This window comes from Micromonospora sp. AMSO31t (assembly GCF_008868175.1).
Classification (GTDB): Bacteria; Actinomycetota; Actinomycetes; order Mycobacteriales; family Micromonosporaceae; genus Micromonospora.
This window is the reverse complement of the sequence record NZ_WBKT01000004.1, coordinates 87,923-98,869: the sequence shown is the minus strand read 5'-3', so window position 1 is coordinate 98,869 and position 10,947 is coordinate 87,923. Positions and strand designations below refer to the sequence as shown.

Below are 10,947 nucleotides of genomic sequence, written 5' to 3'. Positions count from 1 at the left end.
GGCAGGGGAGGGCGGGCGCCGCCGTGGGGACCGGCGCCCTGGTCCGGTGTCGACACGGCCCGGTCGGTGCCGGCGGCTCGTTCAGGTGTCCGTGGCGAGCTGGGCGGCGAGCAGGGCGGGCGCCTCGGCGAGCGACGGCCCGTACCAGGTGAGGTGCCGGCCGGAGACCAGCGCGGCCGGCACGCCGGGGAACGCCTCCGGCCCGTCGTCGGCGGCGAACCGGTAGGGCTCGTCCGGCAGCACCACGAGCTCCGGTTCCCGGGCGCGCAGCTCGTCGAGGCCGGGCCGGGGGTAGCGCTCCGGGTGGTCGGCGTACCGGTTGGTGACGCCGAGCCGCAGCAGCACGTCACCGGCGAAGGTGTCCCGGCCGAGCACCACCCAGGGGCGCCGCCACACCGGCACCACCGCGGCCCTCCGCGTGGCCGGCGCGGGCGGCGCGGCCCAGGCCCGGCGCGCGGCTCGCAGCCAGTCCGGCTCGGCGGGCACGCCGAGCGCGGCGACCAGCTCGCCGAGCTGGGTCAGCGCCTCCGGCACGGTACGGGGAAAGGTGACCCGCACCGGCACGCCGGCCGCCCGCAGCGCGTCCGCGTCGGCGAGGCGGTTCTCCTCCTCGTTGAGCAGCACCAGGTCCGGCTCGAGCGCGCGCACCCGGTCCAGGTCCGGATACTTGCTCCCGCCCACCCGGGCGACGTCCAGCCCGGCCGGGTGGGTGCACCAGTCGGTGGCGCCCACCAGCACCTCGGGGCGGGTCAGCGCCACCGCCTCGGTCAACGACGGCACCAGCGACACCACCCGCACGACGGCTCCCTCCCTCGCCCCGGCCCATCGTCGCCCATCGACGGTCGTCCGTGCGGGGGCCGGTACCGGGTCAGCCGCTCGTCTCGTCCACCAGCGCCGTCACGTCCAGGTGGGCGGGGCGGCAGCCCACCGTGGCGGCGAACCGGCGTACCGCCGCGTCGACGTGGGCGCGGGCCGCCCCGATCCCGGCGGACGGGGCCAGGCGCACCTCGACCCACACGTCCGGGCCGGTGACCGGGCCGGTGAGGACGACCCGCGCCCGGCGGACGCCCGGCGCCCGCAGCAGATCGCGTTCCAGCGCGCCGGTCAGCACACCGCTCGCCACCCGGGTCCGGCCGGCGCCGTCGCCGCGGTGCGCAAGCGTGCCGCCGAGCCGGTCCGGGACCCGCCGCGCGGCGGCGAGCAGCCGCTGCCCGAGCAGGGCGAGCAGCAGCCCACCCACGGCCACGGCGAGGCCGCTCCACGGCGCGCCGGCCCGCCACCAGCGCACCGGCCCGGCCCCGACCAGCGGCACGCCAGCGCCGGGCAGCCGGCCCGCCCCGACCGCCCACGCCGTGCCGCCCGCCCCCACGAGCAGCAGGGCGAGGACGGTCCACAGCAGCCGGTGGGCGGCGTTGCTCACGGCGTCCGCCGGGCGGGGACGAGCCGGACCTCGATGGGGCCGCGGCGGGGCGCGGTCAGCCGGTCCAGTTCCCGGCGCAGCGCGAACTCGACGTCGGCCCGTGCGGCCGGGTCGCCGGTGGCGGTCACCCGGGGCCGCCAGGCGTCCCCGCGCCGCCGGACGCGGACCCGGGCCCGGCGGACGCTCGGCACCGACCGGACCGCCCGGGCCAGCCGCCGCTCCACCGAGCGGCGGTGCAGGTGCCAGCCGTCGTCGTCGGTGAGCCGCAGCCGGGTCGGCCGCCACCGGCGCAGCTCGGCGCCGAGCACCACGAGGCCGAGGAGGGTGACGGCGGCGGCGACGCCGCGCACCGGCGCGTCCGCCCAGCGGGCCGTGGTCAGCGTGGCCGACCACCCGGACGGCAGGGGACCGGGGCGGCCCAGCGCGGCGAGCAGCCCCGCGACGGCCATCAGCACCCCGCCGCCCAGCAGGGCCACGGCGAGCAGCAGGGTGGCGGCCCGGTTCACCGTGCGCACGGTCCACTCCGCTCGCCCCCGGTGGCGTTCATGTCGCCTCCCGCGGGTCCGCGGCCCGCTGCCGGTCGCGGTCGTCCCGGTCGACGCTCGTCGGCTCGCCGGGCAGGCGCAGGTCGACCACCGTGACGGTGACCGCCTCGACGGTCAGGCCGGTGTGCGCCTCGATCCGGGCCGCCACCCGGCGGCGGACCGCCTCGGCCACCGCGGTCAGCGGCGCGCCGTGCGCGACCACCACGTCCAGGTCGACCCGGACGGCGCCGCCGTCGACGCGCACCGTGGCCACCGGGCCGGTGACGGCCGGGGTGCGGCGCGCCACGTCCTCGGCGAGCGCGGCGGTCCGCTCCTCCGACCAGGTGACCGGCGCGCGCGGGGCGGTGGCGCGCCGGGGCAGGGTGCCGGTCATCGTGAACCCGCCTCAGCGACGCCGGTCGGCGGTGGCCCGGTCGGCGAGCCCGGGCAGGCTGACGTCCCCGTCGCGCACCCGGACCAGCAGCCACCCGACCAGGCCGGCCACGGTCGCGGCGGCGGCCGCCCCGGCGCCGCCCAGCGCCCAGACCCCGACCACCAGGAAGCCGGCCAGGAAGCCGAACTGCCCGCGCGTCATGCCCCACCCCCGCTCCGCCCCGATCCGGACCGGCGGGGCGTACCCGTTTCCGGGCCAGGCATGCGGCGGTCAGCCGGCGGGGACGGGCACGCGCTCCGAGGGCAGCGAGGCCACGGGCACACCCTCGCGCACCGCCCACTCCACCGCGTGCCGCAGGTCGGCGACCGGCAGTGGCCGCCGGGCGGTCACGGTGACCGCCGCGTGCACCGCGTACGCGACGAACGGGTACGAGTGGGCCAAGCCGCCCACCGCCTCGTGCAGCCGGCCCACCACGGCGAGCGCCGCCGCCTCGTCCCGCCCGGGCAGGATCAGCTGGAACTCGTTGTCGGCGAGGCGGACCGCCCGGTCGACCGGGCTCAGCACGCTCGTGACCGCCGCGAGCACGGCCTGGCCCTCCCGGGCCGCCCCGCGGCGGCCGAAGCGTTCCGGCGCGCCGGCCGGCTCGTCCACCCAGAGGCCGACCAGCGCCACCGGCAGGGTGCCCGAGGCGGTCACCCCGTCCATGCCGGTCCACCGGCGCAGCCCCGGCTCGTCGAGCAGGCCGTCGGCCGGCTCGACCGGGCGCGCCCGCTCGCCCCGCCGGGCCAGCAGCCGCAGCGCCGCCTCGGCGCGGGACTCGCCGGGGGCGGCCGGGATGTCCCGGACCCGCGCGACCGCCTGCTCCAGCGCCGTCCGCGCCGGCCCGGGCAGCCGCCCGTCGAGCTGTCCCCACAGCCGGAGCACGTCGTGCAGCGCCTCGTCCCGGCGGAAGCCCCAGCGCCCGTCGAAGAGGCGGCCGGCTTCGAGGGTCTCCGCCGGTGCCACCTCGGCCCGGTCGTACGCCACCAGGCTCGCCCCGAAGCGCGGCGTCAGCGCCACCACGCTCCACTCCCGGGCCAGGTCCTCGGCGTCCTCGAGCAGCACCGGGTACGCCCCGGCGGGCAGGTCCGGCGGGGGCCCGCCGACCATCCCGACCACGGTCACCGCGGCCTGGGCGGCGATCCGCCGGTAGACGGCGCTTTCCCGGGCGAAGTACGGCAGCCGCTGGAACAGGGCGAACACGACCAACGGCCCGTCCTCGGCCTCGGCCAGCGCGGCCCGTTCGATGGCGTGGGAGACGGCGACGAGGCCGCGTTTGGTCAGCCGCTCCGGGGTCCGTCCGCTGTGCACCCGGCCGAGCCTAGAGGCCCGGAACCCGCCGCGCACCGGACGACGGGTCGGTATCGGTGGCCGGCCGGCGGGCGGCCCACTCCGCGCGGGTCAGCGCGTACTCCACCTCGCCGTGCTCGGAGCCGGGGATCGCCTCCGGCCAGTCCTGGTGGAACGTCCGCCGGTACGCCAGCCCCGCCTTCGCCATGACCCGGCGGGACCCGGTGTTGACCGCCATGGTGGTCGCCACCACCCGTTCCACGCCGAGCGCCGTGAAGCCGTGCTCGACCAGGGCCCGCGCGCCCTCGGTGGCGTATCCGGCGCCCCAGGCGGCCCGGCGCAGCCGGTAGCCCAGCTCCACCTCGCGGGGGTCGCCGTCGCGCAGCGGGCGGAACTCGAACCAGCCGAGGAAGTCCCCGTCGGCCCGCCGTTCCGCCGCCCACCAGCCGAGCCCGGGCGGCCGGCGGTACGCGGCCAGCATGGCGGGCAGCACCCGGTCGCGGATCTCGCCGGCCGGGGTGGGCCGGCCGCCGGTGAGGTAGCGCATCACCGCCGGGTCGCCGTCCAGCTCGGTCAGGAGCGGGGCGTCGTCCGGGGTGAACTCGCGCAGCACCAGCCGTCCGGTCGTCAGGAGGATCGCCATCGGGCGATTCCACCGGCCGGGGCCGGACCGGGCAACCGGATTCCGCCGCACCGCCGAGGCGGCCGCCATGATCGACGCCCTAAACTCGGGCATCGACCGAGCGACGGATGGATCTGGCGAGATGACGAGCACCGGCAGCGTGGCCACCTCCTGGCTGCGTCCGATCCCGCCCGGGGTCGCGCCGCAGCTCGTCCGCGCCGGCCACGTGGCGTACCCGGCCCGGCGGCTCGGTGAGCTGGTGCAGGGCCGGCCGCCGGGCGTCACCGGGCACCAGTGGAGCACCGCCGGGCGGGAGGGCCTCGACCAGGTGGTCTGCGCCGCCGACACCGGCCTGCCGCTGTTCGCCGTGCAGTTCGCGCCGGCCGCCCCGGCCGGGTCGCCGGCCCGCCGGGCCGAACGGATGACCAGCGCGGTCTGCGCCGCGGTCGGGCTGCCGCTGCTGCGGGTCGAGTCGCCGACGTTGCGCGCCCCCGAGCATGCCCGCCGCCTCGTCGAGTACGTCATCGACGCACGCGACTACGCCGCCGGCACCGACCCGGACAGCGGCGACGCGGTCGGCTTCCGGGACATCGTCGGCCGGCTTCCCGACGGCCGGCGCGGGCCGGTCAACGACCTCGGGGCGCTGGCCCGGGCCGCCGCCGTCGACGCGTACGTGGAGCGCCGGCTCGCCGACCCGATCGTGCGCGGGCTGCACGTGCGGTGGACGGACGGGCCGGCCGAGGGCTGGGGTTGGATCGAGGTGCGGCCCGGCCGGTGCCTGGTCGAGCGGGTGCACCTGGTTGCCCAGCGCTTCTCCTGCGGTGTGGACCCGGGCCGGCTGGCCGAGGACCTGGCCGCCGTGGCGGTCGGGGAGCGGATGCGTGACCTGGACGCCGCCGATCCGTCCCTGGTGGACCGGGACGAGGTACGCGGGCAGATCCGGCGGCTGGCCGCTCGGCGCGACGAGTTCGTGGGCGGCTTCGCCTTCGACCACCTCTGCGCCGACTGACCCGGCGTCGCGGGGCCGCGTCCGGCCGCCCCGGAAATCTCCGCGAATTCTCCCGATCCCCGGTTGAACCTTCGCCGTCCTCGCTCCGTACCTAAGCGGGAATGGACGCAGATCTTCCCCGCCGCGCCGGACGGCGCGGGGACGGTGCGGAAAGGGCATCGTCGGTCATCGACGTGCGACCGGAACGTCGCGGTGATCCTCACCCCGAAATTCATCGGTCCGCCGGGGTCACCAGTCAACTACCGGATCGAGAAGGAGAGCAATTCGATGCGCAGGTCCACACGGGCGCGCCGGTCATCCGGTAACGCGCGGAGCAAGCGTCTGCTGGCCGTGGTCGGCACGCTCGCGGTCTTCGGCGGAATCGTCGCCGTCACCCAGATCTCGTCCGCCCAGGACCGGCGGACCACCGTCCGCGCCGCCTCGGCGTCCTGCGTGGCCCCGAGCCCGGGTGCCACCGCGCCGGACGGCCGCGGCAGCACCACCCGGACCTGGCAGAACGGCCGCTGGGTGCGCAACCACTGGGGTGACGGGCAGATGTCGTCCGCCGAGTGCCAGCAGACCAAGGGTGGCGGCGCGGGCGCCGGGACGCCCACCGTGGCCTGCCCGGACGTGCGGAGCAAGCTGCCGCAGGTGCCCCAGCAGGCGCGCGCCGAGGTGGACCGCAACCTCGCCCTGCTGGACAGCCAGATCGCCGAGGCCAACCGGCGGCTGGCGGCCGACGGCGCCCGCAACGGCGGCAGCTTCATCAACAACGCCATCCTGCGGCCGCTCGCCGAGAAGCGGACCGCGACGTTGAACCGGATCGCGACCGCCATCGGCCGGGTCGCCCAGCGCCCGCAGGGCCTGGACCAGCTGGCCCAGTGCGCCATCGCCGACAACGCCCAGAACGGCGGCCAGAACGGCGGCGGCCAGAACGGCGGCGGCAACAACGGCGGGCAGACCGGCGCGCCGAGCAGCACGCCGACCGGCGGTAACAACGGTGGGCAGAACGGCGGTAACAACGGTGGCCAGAACGGCGGCAACAACGGCGGCAACAACGGCGGCAACAACGGCCTGAACGTGCTAGCCAAGGACTGCACCGACAGCCAGCTCCAGGCGCACGACGGTTTCCAGAACGGCAACCGCTGCGTGAGCACCGCGTTCGGTGAGGTTGGCTCCGCCGCCAACAACCCCTCGCTGCTCATCACGGAGTTCCCGAACCGGGTCCAGCGCAACCAGCCGTTCACCCTCCAGGTCAGCACCCGGAACCTGATCCGTGACCGGTTCCTCGCCGCCGGCCAGGGTGGCTACTACGTCGAGAGCTCGCTGCTCAACGACCAGGGTCTGGTCCGCGGGCACTTCCACACCGCCTGCCGGATGCTGCAGACCACCCAGGCGGCGCCGTCGAACCCGCAGGACGTTCCGGCGTTCTTCGTGGCGACCGAGGACGGCGGCGGCAGCAACCAGGCCGACCAGGTGACCATCCAGGTCCCCGGTCTGCCCCAGTCGGGCCTCGCGCAGTGCGCGGTCTGGGCCGGTGACGGTTCGCACCGCATCCCGATGATGGAGCGGGCCAACCAGACCCCCGCCATCGACGTGGTGCGGATCCGCGTCAACTGAGCACCCACGGCCGGAGCCGCCCGGGGGGTAAGCCCCGGGCGGCTCCGCCGTTCCGTGCGTGCCCTCCCGGGTGGGTGGCCGGCCTCAGCGGCCGCCGGTCGGCCCGGTCGCCGCGCCGATGTCGAAGCCGCCCAGGTCGGTGCAGTGCACGACCGTGGCGTCGTCCGGTGCCGGCGCGGCGGTGCCGGCCGGGCTGCCGGCCTCGGCCCGTCGCACGCGACGGACGACCTCGGCCGGCCCGCCGTCGGCGAGCAGCCCCAGCACGCCGGCCCAGTCGGTCAGCGCGTACGGGCTCACGAGGCGGCTGGCGCCGTTGCTGAGCAGTGCGACGCCGTCCAGGTCGCGCAGGGGCCGGCTGCCGGTCACGGCCTCTTCCGCCGCGTGCGGGTCGTCCTTGGCGATCCAGTAGCCGCCCGGCTGGTTCCGGCGGGCGCGCAGCGCCTGGGCGCAGGAGGCGCGGATGCGGTCGTACTCCGGTGTGCCCTCGGGAACACCCGCCAGGGGTGTGGAGCAGATGCGCCGGGCCGTGACCTCGCGCTCGTCCGTGACGACCTGCGGGCCGCCGCCGACCCGGTCGAGGACGAGGAAGGAGTCGGCGAGCAGGAGGTGGTCCAGGCGGCCCCGGTGGGCGCGGACGATCGCCACGGTTGCCTGCGGGCTGGCGGGGTTGGTGAGGTCGCAGGTGCCCCGGTGCTCGGCGGCGATCTCGTCGATCGCGGCGGCGAGGATCGCCGCGAGATCCCGGCCGTCGCCGCGCGACAGCCGGCCGAGCAGCGCGCCGCCGAGCCGTTGGGTGTACCAGGCGACACCGTGGGAGCAGATCGACTCCGTCCCCGGGATGCCGGCGCCGTCGAGCAGCACCGCGGCGCCGGGAACGGCGCCGGCGAAGTCCTCGTTCGGCCGGCCGGCCGTGCCGGCGCTGGTCGCCATGCTGACGTGCACCGATGGGCTCCCGGGTCGGGGAGTGTCGGCCCTCGGGAGGGCCGGCGCGGGACGACGTTGGCTGCCGGGACACCCCACCCGGCTGAAAATTGTTAACGCCGGGAAAAGCCGACCGGGGTCGCGCCGATTTCTCAGCGTGACCCCGGGATGCCCGACGGTGAACCGGGAGGGTTCAGCGGTTCTTGTAGGCCTCCACCACCGAGACGGGGATGCGGCCCCGCTCGGAAATCTCGTAGCCGTTCTTGACGGCCCATTCCCGGATGGCGCGGTTCTGCTCGCGGTCCATTCCCGAGGTGCTCGGGCGGGCGCCGGCACGCGTGGCGCGACCGGCCTCCACCGGGCCGCGCCCGATCCGTCGGCCAGCGCTGATGTACGGGTCCAGCGCCTTGCGCAGGACGCCGGCGTTCTCGTCGGAGACGTCGATCGTGTACGCCACGCCGTCCAGGCTGAACTCGACGGTCCGATCGGCCTTTCCGCCGTCGAGGTCGTCGGTCAGAACGGTGATTACTTTCCTTGCCATCGCCATTACTCCCTGTGTCGGGCGGGGTGTGGCTATGAGTTTGACGTATCTCGTGGCAATTTCGCAACAATACCCGTCCTTCGCCATTCGGCGGGTCGGGTTATCCGCGCGCCGTCAAATGCGTCTTCGCGCGCGTGACGGGTCTGCCGGCACGGCGGGAGTGGCGTGGGTCACAAGCCGGAACAAGGGAGACGGTTTGTTACTTGAGCCTGACACGCTCAACTCAACGCGATAGCAGGTGTTCGATGGCAACTCTTCCGGTACTTCCCCTGACCGACGCCGTCCTGCTGCCCGGCATGGTCATCCCGGTGACCCTCGACCCGACCACCCAGGCCGCGGTCGACGCGGCCCGCGCCAGTGGCGACAAGACGCTGCTGGCCGTGCCCCGCCTCGACGGCGAGTACGGCTCGGTCGGCGTGATCGCCACCATCGAGAAGGTGGGTCGGCTGCCCAGCGGCGAACCGGCCGCCGTGGTCCGCGGCCTCGCCCGGGCCCGGATCGGCTCCGGCGTGCCCGGACCGGGCGCCGCCCTCTGGGTCGAGGCGACCACCCTCGACGAACCCGCCCCGGCCGGCCGGGCCCGGGAACTCGCCCGCGAGTACCGCGCGCTGATGACCTCGGTGCTGCAGGAGCGCGGCGCGTGGCAGGTCATCGACGCCATGGAGCGGATGACCGACCTCTCCGAGCTGGCCGACGCGGCCGGCTACGCGCCCTGGCTGACCCTGGCGCAGAAGACCGAGCTGCTCGCCGCCCCGGACGTCACCGCCCGGCTGGAGCTGCTGGTCGGCTGGGTGAAGGACCACCTGGCCGAGCAGGAGGTCACCGAGCGGATCAACAGCGACGTCCGCGAGGGGCTGGAGAAGTCGCAGCGCGAGTTCCTGCTCCGCCAGCAGCTCGCCGCGATCCGCAAGGAACTCGGCGAGGACGAGCCGGACGGCTCCGCGGACTACCGCTCCCGGGTGGAGTCGGCCGACCTGCCGGAGAAGGTGCGCGAGGCGGCCCTGCGCGAGGTCGGCAAGCTGGAGCGGGCCAGTGACGCCTCACCGGAGGCGGGCTGGATCCGGACCTGGCTGGACACCGTCCTCGAGATGCCGTGGAGCACGCGTACCCAGGACAACACCGACCTGGCCGCGGCGCGTGCGGTGCTCGACGCCGACCACGCCGGCCTGGCCGACGTGAAGGACCGCATCCTGGAATACCTGGCGGTGCGCAACCGGCGCGCCGAGCGCAACCTCGGCGTGGTCGGCGGGCGCGGCTCCGGCGCGGTCCTCGCCCTGGCCGGCCCGCCCGGCGTCGGCAAGACCAGCCTCGGTGAGTCCGTCGCGCGGGCGCTCGGCCGCACCTTCGTCCGGGTCTCCCTCGGCGGCGTCCGCGACGAGGCGGAGGTCCGCGGCCACCGGCGCACCTACGTCGGCGCGCTGCCCGGCCGCATCGTCCGCGCGCTGCGCGAGGCCGGCTCGATGAACCCCGTGGTGCTCCTCGACGAGGTCGACAAGCTGGGCGTCGGCTACTCCGGCGACCCGGCCGCGGCCCTGCTCGAGGTGCTCGACCCGGCGCAGAACCACACCTTCCGGGACCACTACCTGGAGGTCGACCTCGACCTGTCCGACGTGCTCTTCCTGGCCACCGCCAACGTGGTGGACAGCATCCCCGGCCCGCTGCTGGACCGGATGGAGCTCGTCACCCTGGACGGCTACACCGAGGACGAGAAGGTGGCCATCGCCCGGGACCACCTGCTGCCCCGGCAGCGGGAGCGGGCCGGGCTGACCGCCGACGAGGTCACCGTGGCCGACGAGGCGCTGGCGCTGATCGCGGGTGAGTACACCCGGGAGGCCGGTGTCCGGCAGCTCGAACGGGCTCTGGCGAAGATCCTGCGCAAGGTCACCGTGGCGCTGGCGTCCGACCCGGCGCCGGTCCGCGTCGACACCGACAACCTCGCCCGCTACCTGGGCCGGCCCAAGTTCACCCCGGAGTCGGCCGAGCGGACGGCGGTGCCCGGCGTGGCCACCGGGCTGGCGGTCACCGGCGCCGGCGGCGACGTGCTCTTCATCGAGGCGACCAGCATGGAGGGCGAGCCGGGGCTGACGCTCACCGGTCAGCTCGGCGACGTCATGAAGGAGTCGGCGCACATCGCGCTGTCCTACCTGCGCTCCAACGGGCGACGCCTCGGCATCGACCCGAACGTCCTCGCCGGGCGGCGGATCCACGTGCACTTCCCGGCGGGCGCGGTGCCCAAGGACGGCCCCAGCGCCGGTATCACCATGGTCACCGCGCTGGCGTCGCTGGTGACCGGCCGGCCGGTGCGCCCCGAGTTCGGGATGACCGGCGAGGTCACCCTCTCCGGCCGGGTGCTGCCCATCGGCGGCGTGAAGCAGAAGCTGCTCGCCGCCCACCGGGCCGGCCTGACCGAGGTGATCATCCCGAAGCGCAACGAGCCGGACCTGGACGACCTGCCCGCCGAGGTCCGCGAGGCGCTGACCGTCCACACCCTCGCCGACGTGGCCGACGTGCTCGCCCTGGCGCTGCGCCCGGCCGACGTCGACGCGGAGAGCCTGGGCGGCCAGCCGCTCGCCGCGGCCTGACCACCC

12 protein-coding genes are annotated in these 10,947 nt (G+C 75.9%); 3 read left to right on the top strand and 9 right to left on the bottom strand.

The genetic code is table 11. The annotated features are described in order from the left end of the window. Positions 1-81: 81 nt before the first annotated feature. The 7 genes from F8274_RS02020 to F8274_RS01990 form a co-directional block, all read right to left on the bottom strand. On the bottom strand, positions 82-798 hold the full coding sequence (locus F8274_RS02020) for a helical backbone metal receptor (RefSeq protein ID WP_151460534.1): 717 nt from the start codon (positions 796-798) through the stop codon (positions 82-84). Between the two features lie 70 nt (positions 799-868). Next, entirely contained in the window at positions 869-1,420 is a 552-nt protein-coding gene (locus F8274_RS02015; RefSeq protein WP_151460533.1) for a hypothetical protein, read from the bottom strand. Further along, on the bottom strand, positions 1,417-1,935 hold the full coding sequence (locus F8274_RS02010; RefSeq protein WP_151460532.1) for a hypothetical protein: 519 nt from the start codon (positions 1,933-1,935) through the stop codon (positions 1,417-1,419). The genes F8274_RS02015 and F8274_RS02010 overlap by 4 nt, the downstream gene beginning before the upstream one ends. A 28-nt stretch (positions 1,936-1,963) precedes the next feature. After that, positions 1,964-2,338, bottom strand: coding sequence for an Asp23/Gls24 family envelope stress response protein (locus F8274_RS02005; protein ID WP_151460531.1), 375 nt, complete (start codon positions 2,336-2,338; stop codon positions 1,964-1,966). 12 nt (positions 2,339-2,350) lie between these two features. Next, positions 2,351-2,539: a hypothetical protein gene (locus F8274_RS02000; RefSeq protein ID WP_151460530.1), complete on the bottom strand. Its 189-nt coding sequence runs from the start codon at positions 2,537-2,539 to the stop codon at positions 2,351-2,353. Between the two features lie 69 nt (positions 2,540-2,608). Continuing rightward, positions 2,609-3,688 (bottom strand): DICT sensory domain-containing protein, encoded by a 1,080-nt coding sequence (locus F8274_RS01995; RefSeq protein WP_151460529.1) that lies wholly within the window; start codon positions 3,686-3,688, stop codon positions 2,609-2,611. Positions 3,689-3,698: 10 nt separating this feature from the next. Continuing rightward, on the bottom strand, positions 3,699-4,310 hold the full coding sequence (locus F8274_RS01990; protein WP_151460528.1) for a GNAT family N-acetyltransferase: 612 nt from the start codon (positions 4,308-4,310) through the stop codon (positions 3,699-3,701). 121 nt (positions 4,311-4,431) lie between these two features. Here F8274_RS01990 and F8274_RS01985 point away from each other — a divergent pair, with 121 nt between their 5' ends. Next, complete coding sequence (locus F8274_RS01985) at positions 4,432-5,298, top strand: hypothetical protein (protein ID WP_151460527.1); 867 nt, start codon at positions 4,432-4,434, stop codon at positions 5,296-5,298. Positions 5,299-5,565: 267 nt separating this feature from the next. Continuing rightward, entirely contained in the window at positions 5,566-6,897 is a 1,332-nt protein-coding gene (locus tag F8274_RS01980; protein WP_192579664.1) for a hypothetical protein, read from the top strand. Positions 6,898-6,981: 84 nt separating this feature from the next. Here the strand turns inward: F8274_RS01980 and F8274_RS01975 are convergent, their stop codons facing one another. Both F8274_RS01975 and F8274_RS01970 read right to left on the bottom strand, forming a co-directional pair. Continuing rightward, a complete protein-coding gene (locus tag F8274_RS01975; RefSeq protein ID WP_192579663.1) occupies positions 6,982-7,839 on the bottom strand; it encodes a hypothetical protein in 858 nt (285 codons plus the stop codon). Positions 7,840-8,011: 172 nt separating this feature from the next. Further along, positions 8,012-8,359 (bottom strand): Lsr2 family protein, encoded by a 348-nt coding sequence (locus F8274_RS01970; protein ID WP_151460526.1) that lies wholly within the window; start codon positions 8,357-8,359, stop codon positions 8,012-8,014. A gap of 245 nt (positions 8,360-8,604) precedes the next feature. On the opposite strand from F8274_RS01970, the gene lon reads away from it, so the two are divergent. Beyond that, the gene (gene lon, locus F8274_RS01965) at positions 8,605-10,941 is read left to right on the top strand and encodes an endopeptidase La (protein WP_151460525.1); all 2,337 of its coding nucleotides are present in this window, start codon (positions 8,605-8,607) and stop codon (positions 10,939-10,941) included. Positions 10,942-10,947: the final 6 nt, after the last annotated feature.